Here is a 16,751-nt window from a genome sequence, read left to right as displayed (position 1 = left end):
CACTCAATATCCGCTCCCTTACGGTCTCGGCTCAGCTTTATTATGTGCTAACTGAGCCGAGACCCTAACGGAGCGAAATAAGCTCTAGAGGGTACCACGAACAAGGGAAAAGACCCCATTGAGATCCGACCCTTAACGCAAGTAGAGTAACTATCATTTTTCAAATTGGATTATCACTGTCGATAAAGCGATGCTCCAGTCCAAATTGATTGGATAAATGGCTTCCCAACGCTTGGATACCATATCGTTCTGTAGCATGATGTCCGCATGCGAAATATTGAATTCCCAGTTCCTGTGCTTGGTAATATGTTCTTTCCGAAACTTCACCGCTTAAATAGGCATCAACCCCAAGATGATAAGCTTCATCGATATAGTCTTGAGCTGCACCTGTACACCAAGCAATAGAATGGATTAATTGATGAGGATCGCCCAAATGCAAAGGCGCCCTTTTGAGCTTTTCTTGAATATAAACAGTCAATTGTTTGCCACTCATAGGTTTAGAAAGCTTACCTGACCAAAGCAAATTATCAACTCCTTGAACTTGATGCGAAACAGATGACTCAATGGAAAGCAATCTGCCTAAGTGGGTATTATTGCCTAACTCTAGATGACAATCCAAAGGCAAATGATAAGCAAACAAATTCATATTGTGATTTAATAATTTGGCTATTCGTTGGCGCTTTATTCCAGTTATTACCGCCTCTTCACCGCGCCAAAAATATCCATGGTGTACTATCAGAGCATCTGCTTTCTGGGTAACAGCTTCAGAAATAACTGCTTCAGAAGCTGTTACTGCAGTACATATTCTCTTTATCTGATCTTTACCTTCAACTTGCAAACCATTAGGAGCATAATCTTTAAATTGTGCACAATTTAACAAATTATGTAGATATTGGATTAATTCAAGTCGACTAATCACCTGTCAGAAACCCGCTTAATATCTGCGCCTAGGAGCGACAATTTTTCTTCAATTCGTTCATACCCTCTGTCAACGTGATAAATACGTTCAACAATGGTTTCTCCCTCAGCAACCAATCCTGCTAATATCAAGCTCGCAGAAGCTCTCAAATCGGTAGCCATCACTGGCGCTCCTGTTAGCTTATCAACTCCATTCACAATCGCAGTATTACCATTTAACTGAATATTTGCCCCCATTCTTTGCAGCTCTTGAACATGCATAAAACGGTTTTCAAAAATATTTTCAACGATAGTTGATGAACCCTCTGCAACCGCGTTCATCGCCATCAGTTGTGCTTGCATATCAGTTGCAAAGGCTGGATAGGGAGCAGTGGAAATATTCACTGCTTGAGGTCTTTTGCCATGCATATTTAAGCTAACCCAGTCCTCTCCAATCGTTAACTCTGCCCCTGCTTCTTCAAATTTACACAATTGAGACAGCAAAGTATCAGGACGAACCCTTTTAACAGTAACATGACCTCTGGTCAAAGCTCCAGCTGCTAAATAGGTTCCTGCCTCGATCCTATCGGACATAACCGCATAAGTACCACCACTTAATGACTCAACCCCTTCTACTTCAATGGTCGAAGTACCAGCACCTGAAATTTTTGCCCCCATTTGCATAAGGAAATTCGCTAAATCAACTACCTCAGGTTCACGAGCAGCATTCTTGATTACTGTAACTCCTTCCGCAAGTGCTGCGGCCATTAAAACATTTTCAGTCCCAGTAACCGTCACTGTGTCAAACATTAATCTGCGACCTTGTAAACGTCCTTTTTTGCAACGAGCATTGATGTAACCATTTTTAACAGTAATCTCAGCACCCATCGCTTTTAATGCTTTTAGATGTAAATCAACTGGTCTTGTACCTATGGCACACCCACCAGGTAAAGACACATCTGCTTTTCCGAAACGTGCTAACATAGGACCTAATACCAAAATGGAAGCGCGCATGGTTTTGACTAGATCGTATGGAGCCACAAACTCATTAACCTGGCTTGAGTCCACTTGAACATTCATTTTCTCATCAACGATTAGATGTGCACCCAATTGCCCTAATAACTCCATCATAGTCGTTATGTCTTTCAGGTGGGGAACATTCGAAATTGTAACGTGATCGCTAGCTAGCAAACTGGCGGCCATAATTGGTAAAGCAGCATTTTTTGCTCCTGAAATAACCACCTCTCCTTGCAATGCTTTACCACCATTAATAATTAATTTATCCATGTTGCTTCCCCCATTCTTCTTTTGTCCATGTCTTCATGCTGATTGCATGAAGCCTGCCGGTGGTAATAAAGTCTTTTAGCTGAGAATAGACCCATTGCTGTCTTGCAACTTTAGACTTATTAAGAAAGAGATCAGAAACCACTGTTAATTGATACTGATAACCATCCCCCTCAACCTTGACAAAAAACACATCGTCAATGGTTTTAAGTCTTTGTTCAATTTCTTCATTACTTAACATAAACTTAGCTCACTAATTGAAATAATTACAAATTTTTTATCCTTTCTGATAAAAAAAATTTAATGACTATAGGGGATTTCACATTACTACCCCGAATTTGATATTCGGGGTTCAATAACTAATACCTAGCTCAGGATTGTTTTAAGCAAATTGCAATAAGCTCTTTACTCCACAAAATTCGGCCAGAGATTGAGTTTCAGGGGATATTCCTACTACATCAAAAATTTTATTCTTCTGTTTGCATAATTTTCGTGCTTCAATAATCAATGCAAGTCCAGCACTATCGCAATGATTTACAGCACTTAAATCGAGACAAAACTTCTCTGCAGGACTTTCTGCCATAGCCTGATAAAGCTGGTTTCTGACAGTTACCACAGTTTTAAACGTTAAATTTGTCTCAGGTTTAAACTTAATAGTCGTCACAGTAATTAAGCCTTTTTCCGTTGATTTCTTTCCATTTCCTTAATCACTTCAGCGATACTTGAATGCTGTAATGCCTGGGCAAATTGTGATCTAAAACTTTGCAAAAGGCTAACACCCTCAACACTGATGTCATAAATTTTCCAATAGCCATTCTTAGCGACCAAACTATAACTCAGCGGTATATTTTGACCTGCAGATCGTACAATCACGCTATTTACTCGAATAAATTTAGAATTTAAAGATCCTCTCAATGGTAAAAACTGAATGGTTTCATCAGAGTACTCTGCAAGAGGGCTTGAATAAGTGCGTATTACTAACCTGGTAAAGGCTCTCGAAAATTGGGCTCGCTCGTCAACTGATGCTTTGTTCCATGCTTGTCTACCTAAAACAGAACGTGACATCCCCAACACGTCAACTATAGGCAGTAAATTCGCCTCAACGGCTTTATAGATGATGTTAGGGTTACTTTTCAACCGTGTTTTATTCTCTTTTAAAACCGAAATAATTTGGTTTGCAGTATTTTCGAGCATGGGAATAGGAGAACTTTGGGCTATTACTAATTGAGCCAAAGCCATACACACAACGAGTGCAATTGTTTTATATACTCTCATGGTTCACCTATTTTTTAATATTAAATAATAATTGTCCTATCAGGTTTTCAAGAATAATGGCTTCCTGAGTCTTAGCAATGGCATCCCCATCTCGTAAATAGGGGTGGTCTTTGCTGTTATCATCCTCAAAACCTGGAACAATACTAATATAATTGGAACCAAGCAAGCCTTCGGTCAAAATTCGTGCAGAAACATCCTCAAAAGGAATCTTTTTATCATTTCTTAAGGTCATCGTTACTCTGGCATTTAGATCTCCTGTCTGGAGCTCGATGTGACTGACCTCTCCAATACGAACTCCAGCTACCGTCACTGGAGCCCTGACCTTAAGACCACCAATATCAGTAAAATCAGCTGTCACTCGATAACTTTTAGGCGAAATAAAGTCCGTGAAACTACTCACCTTCATCACCATCACCAAAAGTGCTAACAAACCAAGCAACATAAATATCCCTACGCTCATATCTACATAACGTTGCTTATTCATTTACCAATCTCCAATCATCATTGCAGTCAACAAGAAATCTAGGCCTAAAACAGCAAGAGAGGAATAAACTACGGTCTTTGTTGTAGCTTGACTTATTCCCTCTGATGTTGGCACACACTCGGAACCCTGAAACACTGAAATCCAGGTTACCACAAATGCAAAAACTAAGCTTTTAATTATTCCACTAAACACATCAATTCGAAAATTAACGGCTGCTTGCATGTTTGACCAAAAACTTCCTGCGTCAACACCTAACCAATGCACACCTATAAAATAACCACCATAAATTGCCACTGCAGAAAAGATGAGTGCCAATACAGGTAGAGCTATAAAACCAGCAATAAAACGGGGATAAATGACACGCCCCAAGGGATCAACCCCCATCATATCCATACTCGATAATTGCTCTGTTGCTTTCATCAAGCCGATCTCGGCCGTTAATGCAGACCCTGCTCGACCTGCAAACAACAAAGCACTGATAACAGGACCGAGCTCCCTTGCTACACTCAAGGCTAATAATTGGCCCAATTGGCTAGCTGCACCAAATTTCTGCAAAGTATTATAACCCTGCAAACCTACAACCATACCAATAAATAATGCAGAAACCACGATAATTAAACAGGACAATACACCAATAAAGTAAAGTTGATAGCGCAATAAAGGCCATAAGCGAACCACGTCTGGTTTTCTAAAAAGCATTAGAAATAAAAACATACCAGAGCTACCAATGCTCTGCAGGGTTCTAACCCCCTTACTACCAATTCGAGCTATCGCATTAAGCATCTAATAACTCCTCTGTATACGGTCTTGCTGGATAATGAAATGGAACAGCTCCATCTGCTTCTCCATGCATAAATTGCTTAATTCGAGGCTCAGTGGAGCATCGAAGATCATTAGGACTTCCCTCCCCGATGATGTGGCCACCAGAGATTAAATAAATATAATCTGCTATAGAACAGGTTTCCTCAACATCATGAGAGACAATGATGGTGGTTGTATGGAGCAACTCATTCAAGCGTTTAATTAAACGGACCAAAACACCCATAGAAATTGGATCTTGTCCTGTAAATGGCTCATCATACATCATTAAAGCAGGATCTAAAGCGATTGTTCGAGCTAAAGCCACCCTTCTGGCCATTCCACCTGATAACTCAGCTGGCATTAAGTTAGCAGCGCCCCTTAATCCAACTGCTTCTAATTTCATTAATACAATGTCCTTGATCATTGAAGCATTCAGTTGAGTATGTTCTCTTAAGGGAAAGGCAACATTGTCAAACACGGATAATTGCGTAAACAATGCGCTGCTTTGAAACAATAGTCCCATATTTTTTCTGGCTTCATACAACGCTTTTCGAGGTAGTTGATGAATATTTTGACCGTTAACAAAAATTTCACCCTGATCAGGGGTCCATTGGGCACCAATAAGCCTTAATAAGGTGGTTTTTCCAGCCCCACTTGGCCCCATGATGGCAGTTATTTTACCTTTTTGTACCGCCATATTAATGCCATTGAATATAAAGCGCTCACCCAAAGTAAAAGTTAGATTGTTTATTACAACCCAATTATCAGGCATTCTCATTGTTCCAAATTTTTATCTTGAATATAGGAGTATATACTGGATTGGTAAAAATGTGATTAATTATTAAGGCGGGACAAAAAAAAAATTTGCATTGACGTAGAGGTAGCCCAGATAATCAAGTTTACAGTCCCTCCAGTTAATAACCCTCTCCCTACTCCATTCAAACACATTATGTTACAATGAAGTCCAAATACAAAAACAACTAAATAATTATGAACTTTTGCACATTGGGACTGGCAGTTATAGAAACTGAAGCTCAAGCTGTATTTGAGTTAACTCAACGAATTGATGGTGAATTTGAAAAAGCATGCGAATTGCTGCTGGCGTGCAAGGGTCGAATTGTAGTGACTGGAATGGGAAAATCCGGACATATCGCCAACAAATTAGCCTCAACCTTTTCGAGCACAGGTAGCCCAGCTTTTTTTATGCACCCAGGTGAAGCGAGTCATGGTGATCTCGGCATGATTACTCGCCAAGACATTGTTGTTGCGATTTCCAACTCAGGAAATACCAATGAGCTACTGACCTTGCTCCCGCTCATAAAACGTCTTGAAATACCACTAATTACTCTTACAGGCAATCCACAATCGATTCTTGCCAAATCAGCAAACGTTCATTTGGATGTAAGTATTAAACAAGAAGCTTGTCCTCTTGGCTTGGCCCCAACCACCAGTACTACGGTATCACTTGTTATGGGGGACGCTTTAGCTATCGCTCTTTTGCAAGCAAGGGGATTTACTGCGGAAGATTTTGCTTTATCGCACCCTGGAGGCGCTCTTGGTAAACGATTGCTTTTACGAATCGATGACATCTGCCATAAAAATGATGAACTGCCTCTCTGCAACGAAAAAGCAACCATTAGTGAGGCATTGATAGAAGTCACCAATAAGAAACTAGGAATGACTTGTGTAGTAGACAATCACGGATACCTGGTTGGTGTGTATACCGATGGTGATATTCGTCGTACTTTAACAAACCACTACGACATCAATACCACACAACTCCAAGAAGTAATGACAAAAAATTGCAGAACCATACCTAGAGGTATGCTTGCTGCTGAAGCCATAGCGCTGATGCAAAAACACAGCATCACTTCTTTGGTAGTCGTAGAAGAAGATAATCGACCTCACGCCGTACTGCACTTACATGATTTGCTCAAAGCTGGCGTGTTTTAATAGAGATGACTATGAATGATTTAATAGAAAAAGCAAAGAAAATAAAATGCCTGATTTGTGACGTAGACGGAGTGCTAAGCGATGGCTTATTGCACATCGACAACTTTGGTAACGAACTAAAATCATTCCATGTGCAAGATGGTATGGGGCTTAAATTATTGATGGCGGCAGGAATTCAAGTCGCTGTTATTACCACGTCGATCAACAACGTCATTGATCACCGTATGAAACAGTTAGGCGTCATTCATTATTACAAAGGTCAAGTGGACAAACGTGATGCCTATGATCAACTAAAACAAAAGCTAGGTTATAGCGATGAAGAATTTGCGTACATAGGCGATGATTTACCCGATTTACCTTTGATTCAAGCTGTTGGTCTTGGTGTTGCCGTTCGTAATGCTGTTTCTCAAGTATTGGAATTTGCTGACTGGCGAACTGAGCAAACAGGGGGCCGGGGAGCTGTGCGTGAATTATGCGATTTGATCCTCAATGCCCAAAATAAAACTGAACTTGCACTTGAGGGCTATCTCAAGCAATGAAATCAACTAGGCAGGCTCTTTGGGTGTTTTTGACCTTGTTTGTACTTACTGGTTCAGGTTGGTATTACGCACACATGAACCAAGGACCATCCTTGAGCAAAATAAACTTACTTAATGATGTAGAAACCACAATAACAAATCTTAAGGTTCGACAATTTAATGTTGATGGGACTCTAGCCAGCTATTTAACAACCCCTATGGTAGAACACATCCCCAAAAATAATCTGCATTTACTAAAAAATCCCCACATCCTTATTAAGCAAGAAGGACAATCCGCTTGGGAAATTGACTCACAAAGAGCAAAATCATTTGATAATGGAAAGCAGATCACTTTTATAGAACAAGTTGTTGTTCACCAAAATCCAGGTAACAAAAACCAGGAAAGTACCCTCAGAACTGAGGAAGTAACCTATTACCCTAAAGAGAAAAAAGCAACAACAAGTCTATTTGTGACCTTTGAACAACCAGGCAATACCATACAATCCACAGGAATGAATGCTTATCTTGATGAAAAACGCGTGGAGCTTCTCCACCAAGCTAGAGGCAGCTATGTTCCAGCGAAGGGTTAGTTACTTACTTTTCTTCTTTACATTTGCTTACGTGTTATTGGGCTATGCATTACCCTCTGATAAAGAAGAAACCATGCATGTCGTTGCAAATTCAGCCGATCTTAACCAAAAAAATCATAAAGGAACTTACATAGGCAATGTTGAGTTTGTGCAAGGTTCAACAAATTTACATGCCGCCGAAGCCATAACACAAGGGGATGAAACTAATCATTTATCCTTTGCTATTGCTAAAGGTTCTAAAGAAAAGCAAGCACACTATTGGACTATTACTGATCCAAGCAAACCTCCATTTCATGCTTACGCGGATACCATAAAATATTATCCTTTGAAACATCTGATCGAGTTGATTGGAAATGCTAAAATCGAACAGGGTCCAAATTCACTCCATGCTGCAAAAATAAATGTTGACACACTGAACCAACATCTTACATCCTTTAGTGATGATAAAAATAGAACAACCATCATCCTCTATCCAGAAAAAAAATCATGAGCCTACTTGAAGCCAAAAACCTAAAAAAATCATTTAAAGGAAGGACAGTAGTCAATGGAGTAAGTATTCACGTCAAAAAAGGAGAATGTGTTGGCTTACTTGGACCCAATGGCGCTGGTAAAACGACCTGTTTCTATATGATTGTAGGACTGCAATCTTGCGATGAAGGTCATATTGTTTTGGATGGCAAAGACATTACGCAAGATGCGATGCACCAAAGAGCACGCCTTGGTATCAGTTATCTACCTCAGGAAGCATCTGTTTTTCGCAAACTTAGTGTTGCAGATAATATCATGGCAATCCTAGAACTCAGAGACGATCTGGATGAGCAAGCACGAGAAGAAAAGCTCGATTTACTGTTGCAAGAATTTCATATCTCCCATATCGAAAACAATCTAGGGATGGCATTGTCTGGTGGAGAGAGACGTCGTGTTGAAATAGCTAGAGCTCTAGCTATTGAGCCTTCTTTTATTTTACTTGATGAACCTTTTGCAGGGGTTGATCCTATTTCTGTTATTGATATAAAGAAAATCATTCAACATTTATGCAGTAAAGGAATTGGAGTATTGATTACGGATCACAATGTGAGAGAAACCTTAGACATCTGTGAACGCGGATATATCGTTAGCCAAGGTAAAATACTCTGTGAAGGATCACCCCAAGACATTTTAGCCAATCAGCAAGTACGGCAAGTGTATCTTGGAGAGGATTTTTATATATAATTCACTGCTGACTTATTGCAATTATTTTGATCTTTACATTTTATATGCTGTTACTTATTGATAACTATGATTCGTTCACCTACAACCTGGTTCAATACTTCCAAATCTTGCAACAGAGTGTAGAAGTATTTGAGAACGATCAGATTGATATCGAAACAATCACATCGCTTAAGCCTGATTATTTAGTGATCTCGCCAGGCCCCAATTCACCAACTGAAGCAGGAATATCGTTAGACGTCATTCACTCTTTTCATCAAACTATTCCCATACTGGGTATATGCCTAGGACATCAATGTTTGGCTCACGCCTTTGGAGGACAAGTGGTCCCGGCTTCTGAAATAATTCATGGCAAAACGTCCTCTATTAGACACAATTATCAACGATTATTTAAGGGAATCCCTAATTATTTCAATGCGACTCGATACCACTCACTTGCAGTTGATACAGCTAGTTTACCGCAGTGTTTTTCTATAGACGCCTGGGCAAATGAAACCGTCATGGCAATTTCGCATCGTCAATACCCTCTTTTTGGGCTACAATTTCATCCAGAAGCCATTTTAAGCGAACATGGCATGACCTTACTTAAGAATTTTTTAGACTATGATACCTAAACAACTCTTTGAACAACTGATTTGTAAACAAGATTTAAGTCCTGAGCAAATGCAAGAAGTGATTCATGCTTGCATGAAAGGTGAGCTCAATGATACACAAATCGCGGTGTTTCTCGCTCTTATGCGCATGAAAGGAGAAACAACCAGCGAACTTACTGCAGCAGCACAAGTGATGAAAGAACATGCCCACTCACTGCAATTAGGACAAGGGCTTGTTGATATAGTAGGAACAGGAGGAGATGGGAGGAATACTTTTAACGTATCGACCGCCTCAAGTTTTGTTGTTGCAGCTACTGGTATCCCGGTGGCAAAACATGGAAACCGTTCAGTATCAAGTCGCAGTGGTAGTGCAGATTTGCTTGAGCAAGCCGGTTTTGCTTTAAATTTAGATGATTCAGGGATTCAACAATGCATTAAACAATGTGGTCTAGCTTTTTTATTTGCTCCTCATTACCATCCAGCTATGCAGCATGCTAAGACTGCTAGACAACAATTAGGTATAAGGACATTGTTCAATTTACTTGGACCACTGGTTAATCCGTCTGCAGTTAAGCGTCAAGTAGTGGGGGTTTTCGCAAAACATTGGCTTAAACCCATTGCAACGGTATTAGCAAACCTAGGAAGTGAAAGAGCCCTAGTCGTTCATTCTCAAGATGGACTTGATGAAATTAGTATCGCTGCCCCCACAGATGTCGTTGAATACCATCAGGAGAAATTTAAATCATGGACTATTGATCCCAAGGAATATGGCTTAAACCACAAATCTTTAGATTCTATTGTCGTTGATTCACCTCTACAAAGTTTAGAGATTATTCAATCCGTTTTTTCAGGAGCTGAAGGACCAGCTAGAGACATGCTGATTATCAACTCAGCAGCAGCAATCTATTGTGCAAAGGATGATCTAAGCTTTACCAATGCGATAGAACTCGCAATCTTTGCCATAGATTCAGGCAAAGCAAATGATCTTTTCCATAAATTATGTCACCTCACTCAACAATTAAACAATGAAACCACAAATGAATAGTATTTTAGAACGTATCGCTCAAAAAAAATTAGAAGAAGTAGAAGCTGCAAAACAAAACAAACCATTATCGACTTTGGAGCTTGATCAATCCCCTCCTATAAGAGATTTTGTAGCAGCACTTAAGTCTACTTCACCAGCCATTATCGCTGAAATTAAAAAGGCATCCCCAAGCAAAGGTATAATTAGAACAGACTTTGATGTCGTAGACATAGCTACGGCCTATGCTCAGAATGGCGCAAGTTGTTTATCTGTACTCACTGATCAAGATTTTTTCCAAGGTCATCCAGACTATTTATTATTAGCTAAGTCTCACTGTCATCTTCCAGTTCTACGCAAGGACTTTATCATTGATCCCTATCAGATCTATGAAAGTCGAGCTTTAGGAGCAGATTGTATCTTACTGATTGTTGCTTTATTGGATGATGCACAATTGATGGATTATTGCCAAATGGCAAAAGAACTTAATATGTCGGTGTTAGTAGAAAGTCATACTGAGGAGGAGCTTAATAGAGCAATCCAATTACCAACTCCGTTAATGGGAATTAACAACCGAAGTTTGCATACCTTTAAAACGGATATTCAACTTAGTATTCGATTAAAAGATCAAGTACCTGGCAATAAGCTAGTCATTACAGAAAGCGGTATCAATTCAAGAACTGACATCAAATTGATGCTTTCCCATGGCATAGAAACTTTTTTAATAGGAGAAAGCTTAATGCGGACAAAAGATATAGGATTCGCACTACGTTCCCTTATAAATGATTAAACTAAACCAATCTATCTTCTGGAAGATCAAAGGGATCAGGTTCAGGTGAGTTAGGATCATTTGGCTCAAATGGTTCAGGGCTTATAGGAAACTCAGATGGCTCTGAAGGGTATTCCACAGGCTCTATTGGGTATTCAAAAGGCTCTTCAGGATATTCTGGGGTATTCAAGATAGCACTCCTTGCTACTAGGGATTTACTCAATTATAGCAAATAATTGTACTGTAATAGTTTACCATCATTTATAAATGTAGATCAGGACTTGTAGATAATTAGCACCCATTATTCTTAGAAAAATAGGGATGCTGTATAATAGCGATTGGAGCCTATAACTAAATCCCCAATAATGCTAGGTTTCCTACTAAAGAAATACCTATCAATTTGACATTTATGCTTGAAAACAAGGGTAATCATGAAAGCAGTATTAATTACAGGGGCAGCAAATGGTATTGGGCTTGCGTTAACTCAAGTTTGCCTAGAAAAATCATTTACAGTTATAATGACAGATATTAATAAAGACAAACTCAGCCTAGAAGCAAATGAGTTAATCAACCGATATCCCCAAAAAGTATTTTACTACTCTTGCGATGTTAGCAAAAAAGAAGAAGTAGTTCAGCTTGCCACCTTTTGCTACGACAAGGTTAAACAGCTCGACTGGCTATTTAATAATGCGGGCATTATCGGCAATCTTGGCCCTGTTTGGGAACTCACAGAGAATGACATTCACCGCGTTATGGAAGTGAATCTCTATGGAATAACGAATGTCATTCGCAGTTTTATACCTTATTTATTTAAACAAACCAATCAGTCCCACATCATTAATATGGCGAGTCTTTATGCCCTCTGCACAGGTTCACAAATGGCTGCTTACTCCATGTCAAAGCATGCTGTATTAGCATTATCAGAATCCTTGTATTTCGATTTAATTCGTTTAGAAAAACCAGTGAATGTATCTGTTGTCTTCCCCTCATTTACAGATACGTCATTATTATCCAGCCCCAGCTCAAATTTCCACAAGCAACTAGGTCATTTATTATCCCATTCAAGACCGGCGATAGATATTGCAGAGCATATTGTTCGAGAAGTCGAAGAAAATAAGTTTTATATTCTCCCTGATAAGGAAGTAAAAGGTTATTGCGAGAGCAGAACCAACTCCATAGTCTTGCAAGAATACCCACATAAAAACAGTGTTGAAAAGCTAATGTGTTCTTTGTTAAAGAGGACGGAAGTATAAACGCATTGCAGTTTAAACATTGTCTTTGTTGTAAAGGTTTGAGAATTAGAATTTCAATCCTATTTTCTTATAACCAAGCATATCCAGCAACTCCTTTCTGAAGGCATGATAATCTACTTCTAAAGCATGACGCATATGGGACTTAAAACGATGATGTGGTTTATTAATTTCCTTGGCAATTTTCTTGTGTATATCTTCTGGACGTTTTAAAGAGCCTGTAATAATTCGGGCTACTATTTTTGATTGATAATCGGCTAAGGGCCAAATGCAACCCTGGGGTTGACAAAGTCCAATGAAATATAAATTTTCAAAATCTGGGTGCATCATTTTTCGATATAGAGGGATTTTGGTTGAATTACTGTAATCAATACACTCTTTATCAAAAAATGGAAAACTAATTTGATAACCTGTAGCAAAGATGATCGTATCAAATTCACCTTGTGTTCCATCTGTGAAAAACACAGTATTGCCATCAAATCGGGTAATTCCTGGACGAGGATGAATTTTTCCATGACGGATAAAATACAACAGCTCAGTATTGATTGTCGGGTGAATTTCTAAAGGATTACAATCCGGTTTCATCAAGTGATATTTTGGATATCGCCCTTGTAACCCTCTGATTACCAAGCTAATAAACTTTTGCCTCAACCAAGAAGGCATCCATTGTATTTTTGCTACTGCTACATCAGTTGGCTTACCAAAAATAAATTTAGGAAAAATATGGTAGCCCCTACGCATACTGATGCATGTTCCCGGCGCTACTCTTGAAATTTCAACAGCTACATCACAAGCAGAGTTGCCTCCTCCAACCACAAGGACTCGTTTATCTTTGAATGAGGCCGCTTTTTTGTATTGATGTGAATGCAATATTTCACCAGAAAACACCCCAGGATAGACTGGCATTAATGGATCCCAATGATGTCCATTTGCGACTAATACGTAGTCATAAAGTTCTTCATGAACTCCTAGAGAGTTTTGGTAGACAACCTTCCAAGTTTTTTCATCAATACGACGGACATTTAAAACGGTGGTGTTAAACTGGATGTGTCTGTCCAGATTAAAGTGTTGGGAATAACTTTTAAAATAATCCAGGAGTTGAACGTGTGAGGGATAATCCGAATACTCTGCTGGCATTGGAAAATCCTCAAACTGTGACCAACGTTTAGAGCTTATGATATGGGTTGTTTCATAAACACTTGAATGATCATTGTGTTCACTGTATACCCAATTTCCACCAATTTGATCATTTTTTTCAAATGCGGTGATAGTACTAACACCTTGCTCTTGCAGATTTTTGATTGCGGCTAGTCCGCTTGGACCAGCACCAATTACACATACTCTAGCAGATGAACGATCATTAAGCTCGTTTCTTATTTCCATCAACTAACACCTTATCAATCTTATCCATTATCATAGCTTGAACAGTATCGTCTTTATCAATTGTAAAATGATTTACTTTAACACTTTTAAATTCCCCAACATTCACATTATAAATTTTAGTGGCTTGGGGATTGACCGCTCTTAATTTAAGTCCACTAAACATAGGTACAAAACCAGGTTTATACATGTTTAGAGCTTCCTTCACATTAGGTGGTACAATGGTTTGTGACACGGCATCAACAGTTACCAATAAATCAACTGGTACGCCAGCAGCATTTAAATTCCTTGCAACCTTAATCTGTTCATTCGCCCCTAGAGAATGACCTACTAAGATAATTGGCGTGTGAACTTTCTCTTTATAATATCTATTTATAATTTGTTGGCTTAAATGCCCTGCGTTATACCACATTGAACTGTTAGCAGGAACATGGAAAGTATCATTGACTGAATCACTTAAACGATACATCCCTTTGCTAAATAATCCCAATCCACCAAGCATTGTGTACACTCGCCCTTGTTTAGTTGCAATTGCTTTTTTTTGTTGACTTGCCGTGGCCACCTTTTGAGGTGGTGTTTGGGTTGAGTGATTTTTTCGATAACTACTTCTTGAGCCAGACAGGTCTACACAAGAGGTAATAACACTAGCAACTAAAATCAGTAAAAATGCCTTAAAAAAACGCACTTGGTTTACGTTAAAATAGTTCATAATAGGATTATTGTTAGTATTAATCGAAGCCCTATAATAACTTATTGTTGAGGTTGATTACAAAGAAAATATAATCAAATCGACCTTAGTCGGCCGCCTGTTTAATTAACTCCACCTTTGCAAGAAAGCGACCTTGACCCCATTTTATATGGGCCTTTTGCAATGCACTCCATTGTTCCTTATTCTCAACTTGAGTTGCAACGACTTGGACATCCATTGTTTGAGCCATTTCATTAAAATAATAGATAAAAAATTGCTTGCTCTCATTGTCCTCAATATCTGAAACTAGACTACCGTGCAATTTTAAATAATCGATATTCAAGTTACTTAAATATTGCAGTGGAGAAAATTGCACACCGACTCTGTCGATTCCAATCGCTACACCTAATTTTTTGGCTTGTTTTATAAATTGCTTCACATTTGAGAAATGAGAAATGACGTACAGCTCATTGAGTTCTAAAGCTAAATTTTTTAAAATTCCTTCTGGTATTTTAGTTAATTGTTGCAAGTAAGCCGTGCTATTGAGTTTATCTGCTAAAGTGTTTTCGGAAATATTAAGTGCATACTTAGTGTTTAAGTTTTTATCCAATGTAGATATTGCTTTAAGTACATACAAGTCTATCAACGAGGCCATGCCTAATTTTTCAGCAATTGGCATAAAATAACCAGCTCCAAACTCACCTAACTCATCATCATGAATACGAACAAATACTTCATGGTGAAGACATTGCTTACCATCAGTAACTTCCTGGGAATACAAACTAATTTTTTTACGGTCTAAAGCGTGTCGAATGTCATCCTGATTAATCGTATGGGAATATTTGTAGGTCTCATGTTCTTTATGACAATAAAATACACCATTTTCTCGTGCTTTTTTAACCGATTGATCAACAACGGTTAATAAGTTTGAAACTGATTGGTGCAAAAAATAACTTGAAGCACCCATATAAATTGCACACAAATCAACTCCACTTACAGCTTGCTTAATTGATTTCTCAAATTCAATGCATTCTTTTTCAAATTTGTTTGGATCTGTTTCATGACTGATCAGCGCGAAAGTGGAACCATTAATTCGTGCTAAAGTGCTTACACTCAATTGCTTCCAAAACTCCTGAAAGAGCTTAGATACCGTTAACACTAAATTGTCACCCTGCTGATAACCTTCTTTATGGTTTAATTCATCCAAACCATCTACAACAAGCATTAGCACATAACCAGGAACAAATTCATCTTCATGTTCTAAAAGCAATGTCAATTGCTGTAAAAAGTATCGTCTATTATTCATCCCTGTTAGTGTGTCCTGGTACACCTGAACCCGTAATGCTTCAGTTTGTTGAGCTTGGTCTTCAAAAAAAGATTTGATCTTACTCACCATCTGATTCATAGCCAAGGTCACTTGCTTGAGCTCTGGGGTTTTAGGGATGTGCGTTTCTATAGGAAACTCATGCTCTGAGATAGCGAGGGCCTGATTGGTGACTCGCTTTAAAGGTTTTAATATAAATTGAATAAATGCAACGACTAAGGCTAGAGAAATAATGGCAAACAATAAATAAGCATTGACCATTTCAACTGCATTTCTCCACAAGGAAACATAGACATAGCTTGGATCACCCGCAACGACTACAACACCGGCTTGCATCCAACCATCCATCACTAATGATGTTTTTTCTGAAGTAGGCCAAGAAACAAGATTTACAAACCAATTAGGAATATCCCAGTGTTGACTGGGTTGAGTTTTAGATACAAGTATTTTTCCTTTCATGTTTTTGAGCTTAATTGACGAAAAATATCCCCTATCAAACACCGCATTCACCATGGAGTTAATGGTCGGCAAATCATGACTAATCAAAGGTTGAGACAAAGAAAGACCTAATGAGGTAGCCGTGTCCTGAGCATTACTTTCCACCTGTTGAATGAAGAAATTTCGTGCATTATTCATAGTAATCAGGTAAGTTCCTATGAATACTAAGAACAACATGATTAACACACCCACCGCTAATTTTTTCGTTAATGTCATG

21 protein-coding genes are annotated in these 16,751 nt (G+C 38.7%); 9 read left to right on the top strand and 12 right to left on the bottom strand.

What is annotated here, in order from left to right; genetic code table 11:
* Positions 1-160: 160 nt before the first annotated feature.
* The 8 genes from Lwal_RS01575 to Lwal_RS01540 form a co-directional block, all read right to left on the bottom strand.
* On the bottom strand, positions 161-919 hold the full coding sequence (locus Lwal_RS01575) for a Nif3-like dinuclear metal center hexameric protein (protein ID WP_083500009.1): 759 nt from the start codon (positions 917-919) through the stop codon (positions 161-163).
* Positions 916-2,184, bottom strand: a complete 1,269-nt coding sequence (gene murA, locus Lwal_RS01570; protein WP_058479173.1) for a UDP-N-acetylglucosamine 1-carboxyvinyltransferase — start codon at positions 2,182-2,184, stop codon at positions 916-918. Before murA ends, Lwal_RS01575 begins: the two co-directional genes overlap by 4 nt.
* Positions 2,177-2,422 (bottom strand): BolA family protein, encoded by a 246-nt coding sequence (locus tag Lwal_RS01565; protein ID WP_058479172.1) that lies wholly within the window; start codon positions 2,420-2,422, stop codon positions 2,177-2,179. Before Lwal_RS01565 ends, murA begins: the two co-directional genes overlap by 8 nt.
* Before the next feature lie 141 nt (positions 2,423-2,563).
* On the bottom strand, positions 2,564-2,845 hold the full coding sequence (locus Lwal_RS01560; protein WP_058479171.1) for an STAS domain-containing protein: 282 nt from the start codon (positions 2,843-2,845) through the stop codon (positions 2,564-2,566).
* A 5-nt stretch (positions 2,846-2,850) separates the two neighbouring features.
* Positions 2,851-3,456, bottom strand: coding sequence for an MlaC/ttg2D family ABC transporter substrate-binding protein (locus Lwal_RS01555; protein ID WP_058479170.1), 606 nt, complete (start codon positions 3,454-3,456; stop codon positions 2,851-2,853).
* Between the two features lie 7 nt (positions 3,457-3,463).
* A complete protein-coding gene (gene mlaD, locus Lwal_RS01550) occupies positions 3,464-3,940 on the bottom strand; it encodes an outer membrane lipid asymmetry maintenance protein MlaD (RefSeq protein ID WP_058479169.1) in 477 nt (158 codons plus the stop codon).
* Entirely contained in the window at positions 3,941-4,723 is a 783-nt protein-coding gene (gene mlaE, locus Lwal_RS01545) for a lipid asymmetry maintenance ABC transporter permease subunit MlaE (protein WP_058479168.1), read from the bottom strand.
* Complete coding sequence (locus Lwal_RS01540; RefSeq protein ID WP_058479167.1) at positions 4,716-5,513, bottom strand: ATP-binding cassette domain-containing protein; 798 nt, start codon at positions 5,511-5,513, stop codon at positions 4,716-4,718. The genes mlaE and Lwal_RS01540 overlap by 8 nt, the downstream gene beginning before the upstream one ends.
* 218 nt (positions 5,514-5,731) lie before the next feature.
* On the opposite strand from Lwal_RS01540, the gene Lwal_RS01535 reads away from it, so the two are divergent.
* From Lwal_RS01535 to trpC, 8 genes are read left to right on the top strand one after another with little or no spacing between them, the layout of a single operon-like run.
* Positions 5,732-6,694: a KpsF/GutQ family sugar-phosphate isomerase gene (locus Lwal_RS01535; RefSeq protein WP_058479166.1), complete on the top strand. Its 963-nt coding sequence runs from the start codon at positions 5,732-5,734 to the stop codon at positions 6,692-6,694.
* Between the two features lie 11 nt (positions 6,695-6,705).
* Positions 6,706-7,233: a KdsC family phosphatase gene (locus Lwal_RS01530; protein ID WP_058479165.1), complete on the top strand. Its 528-nt coding sequence runs from the start codon at positions 6,706-6,708 to the stop codon at positions 7,231-7,233.
* Positions 7,230-7,802 (top strand): LPS export ABC transporter periplasmic protein LptC, encoded by a 573-nt coding sequence (gene lptC / locus Lwal_RS01525; protein ID WP_058479164.1) that lies wholly within the window; start codon positions 7,230-7,232, stop codon positions 7,800-7,802. Before Lwal_RS01530 ends, lptC begins: the two co-directional genes overlap by 4 nt.
* Positions 7,783-8,292, top strand: a complete 510-nt coding sequence (lptA, locus tag Lwal_RS01520) for a lipopolysaccharide transport periplasmic protein LptA (RefSeq protein ID WP_058479163.1) — start codon at positions 7,783-7,785, stop codon at positions 8,290-8,292. The genes lptC and lptA overlap by 20 nt, the downstream gene beginning before the upstream one ends.
* Positions 8,289-9,014, top strand: coding sequence for an LPS export ABC transporter ATP-binding protein (lptB, locus tag Lwal_RS01515; protein WP_058479162.1), 726 nt, complete (start codon positions 8,289-8,291; stop codon positions 9,012-9,014). Before lptA ends, lptB begins: the two co-directional genes overlap by 4 nt.
* 44 nt (positions 9,015-9,058) lie before the next feature.
* A complete protein-coding gene (locus Lwal_RS01510) occupies positions 9,059-9,625 on the top strand; it encodes an anthranilate synthase component II (RefSeq protein ID WP_058479161.1) in 567 nt (188 codons plus the stop codon).
* A complete protein-coding gene (gene trpD / locus Lwal_RS01505) occupies positions 9,615-10,649 on the top strand; it encodes an anthranilate phosphoribosyltransferase (RefSeq protein WP_058479160.1) in 1,035 nt (344 codons plus the stop codon). Before Lwal_RS01510 ends, trpD begins: the two co-directional genes overlap by 11 nt.
* Complete coding sequence (trpC, locus tag Lwal_RS01500) at positions 10,642-11,415, top strand: indole-3-glycerol phosphate synthase TrpC (RefSeq protein WP_058479159.1); 774 nt, start codon at positions 10,642-10,644, stop codon at positions 11,413-11,415. Before trpD ends, trpC begins: the two co-directional genes overlap by 8 nt.
* 1 nt (position 11,416) lies before the next feature.
* Here the strand turns inward: trpC and Lwal_RS17585 are convergent, their stop codons facing one another.
* Positions 11,417-11,584 carry a hypothetical protein gene (locus tag Lwal_RS17585; RefSeq protein WP_165481839.1) on the bottom strand — a complete coding sequence of 56 codons (168 nt, stop codon included), beginning with the start codon at positions 11,582-11,584 and terminating at the stop codon, positions 11,417-11,419.
* 241 nt (positions 11,585-11,825) lie between these two features.
* Here Lwal_RS17585 and Lwal_RS01495 point away from each other — a divergent pair, with 241 nt between their 5' ends.
* Positions 11,826-12,647 (top strand): SDR family NAD(P)-dependent oxidoreductase, encoded by an 822-nt coding sequence (locus tag Lwal_RS01495; protein WP_058479158.1) that lies wholly within the window; start codon positions 11,826-11,828, stop codon positions 12,645-12,647.
* A 45-nt stretch (positions 12,648-12,692) separates the two neighbouring features.
* On the opposite strand, the gene Lwal_RS01490 is transcribed toward Lwal_RS01495, so the two are convergent.
* From Lwal_RS01490 to Lwal_RS01480, 3 genes are all read right to left on the bottom strand, one after another.
* Positions 12,693-14,027 carry a flavin-containing monooxygenase gene (locus Lwal_RS01490; RefSeq protein WP_058479157.1) on the bottom strand — a complete coding sequence of 445 codons (1,335 nt, stop codon included), beginning with the start codon at positions 14,025-14,027 and terminating at the stop codon, positions 12,693-12,695.
* Complete coding sequence (locus Lwal_RS01485; protein WP_058479156.1) at positions 14,005-14,733, bottom strand: hypothetical protein; 729 nt, start codon at positions 14,731-14,733, stop codon at positions 14,005-14,007. The genes Lwal_RS01490 and Lwal_RS01485 overlap by 23 nt, the downstream gene beginning before the upstream one ends.
* 85 nt (positions 14,734-14,818) lie before the next feature.
* Positions 14,819-16,750, bottom strand: a complete 1,932-nt coding sequence (locus tag Lwal_RS01480; RefSeq protein WP_058479155.1) for a bifunctional diguanylate cyclase/phosphodiesterase — start codon at positions 16,748-16,750, stop codon at positions 14,819-14,821.
* Position 16,751 lies beyond the last annotated feature (1 nt).

The organism is Legionella waltersii, assembly GCF_001468085.1.
Taxonomy (GTDB): domain Bacteria; phylum Pseudomonadota; class Gammaproteobacteria; order Legionellales; family Legionellaceae; genus Legionella; species Legionella waltersii.
The sequence above is the reverse complement of the archived record's forward strand: the minus strand, read 5'-3'. Positions and strand labels throughout refer to the sequence as shown.

What these genes read in the sequence shown, in the direction of transcription:
- murA (WP_058479173.1), bottom strand. Translation starts at nt 2,184, where the DNA reads ATGGATAAATTAATTATTAATGGTGGTAAAGCATTGCAAGGAGAGGTG.
- Lwal_RS01565 (WP_058479172.1), bottom strand. Translation starts at nt 2,422, where the DNA reads ATGTTAAGTAATGAAGAAATTGAACAAAGACTTAAAACCATTGACGAT.
- Lwal_RS01555 (WP_058479170.1), bottom strand. Translation starts at nt 3,456, where the DNA reads ATGAGAGTATATAAAACAATTGCACTCGTTGTGTGTATGGCTTTGGCT.
- mlaD (WP_058479169.1), bottom strand. Translation starts at nt 3,940, where the DNA reads ATGAATAAGCAACGTTATGTAGATATGAGCGTAGGGATATTTATGTTG.
- mlaE (WP_058479168.1), bottom strand. Translation starts at nt 4,723, where the DNA reads ATGCTTAATGCGATAGCTCGAATTGGTAGTAAGGGGGTTAGAACCCTG.
- Lwal_RS01540 (WP_058479167.1), bottom strand. Translation starts at nt 5,513, where the DNA reads ATGCCTGATAATTGGGTTGTAATAAACAATCTAACTTTTACTTTGGGT.
- Lwal_RS01535 (WP_058479166.1), top strand. Translation starts at nt 5,732, where the DNA reads ATGAACTTTTGCACATTGGGACTGGCAGTTATAGAAACTGAAGCTCAA.
- Lwal_RS01530 (WP_058479165.1), top strand. Translation starts at nt 6,706, where the DNA reads ATGAATGATTTAATAGAAAAAGCAAAGAAAATAAAATGCCTGATTTGT.
- lptC (WP_058479164.1), top strand. Translation starts at nt 7,230, where the DNA reads ATGAAATCAACTAGGCAGGCTCTTTGGGTGTTTTTGACCTTGTTTGTA.
- lptA (WP_058479163.1), top strand. Translation starts at nt 7,783, where the DNA reads ATGTTCCAGCGAAGGGTTAGTTACTTACTTTTCTTCTTTACATTTGCT.
- lptB (WP_058479162.1), top strand. Translation starts at nt 8,289, where the DNA reads ATGAGCCTACTTGAAGCCAAAAACCTAAAAAAATCATTTAAAGGAAGG.
- Lwal_RS01510 (WP_058479161.1), top strand. Translation starts at nt 9,059, where the DNA reads ATGCTGTTACTTATTGATAACTATGATTCGTTCACCTACAACCTGGTT.
- trpD (WP_058479160.1), top strand. Translation starts at nt 9,615, where the DNA reads ATGATACCTAAACAACTCTTTGAACAACTGATTTGTAAACAAGATTTA.
- trpC (WP_058479159.1), top strand. Translation starts at nt 10,642, where the DNA reads ATGAATAGTATTTTAGAACGTATCGCTCAAAAAAAATTAGAAGAAGTA.
- Lwal_RS01495 (WP_058479158.1), top strand. Translation starts at nt 11,826, where the DNA reads ATGAAAGCAGTATTAATTACAGGGGCAGCAAATGGTATTGGGCTTGCG.
- Lwal_RS01490 (WP_058479157.1), bottom strand. Translation starts at nt 14,027, where the DNA reads ATGGAAATAAGAAACGAGCTTAATGATCGTTCATCTGCTAGAGTATGT.
- Lwal_RS01485 (WP_058479156.1), bottom strand. Translation starts at nt 14,733, where the DNA reads ATGAACTATTTTAACGTAAACCAAGTGCGTTTTTTTAAGGCATTTTTA.
- Lwal_RS01480 (WP_058479155.1), bottom strand. Translation starts at nt 16,750, where the DNA reads ATGACATTAACGAAAAAATTAGCGGTGGGTGTGTTAATCATGTTGTTC.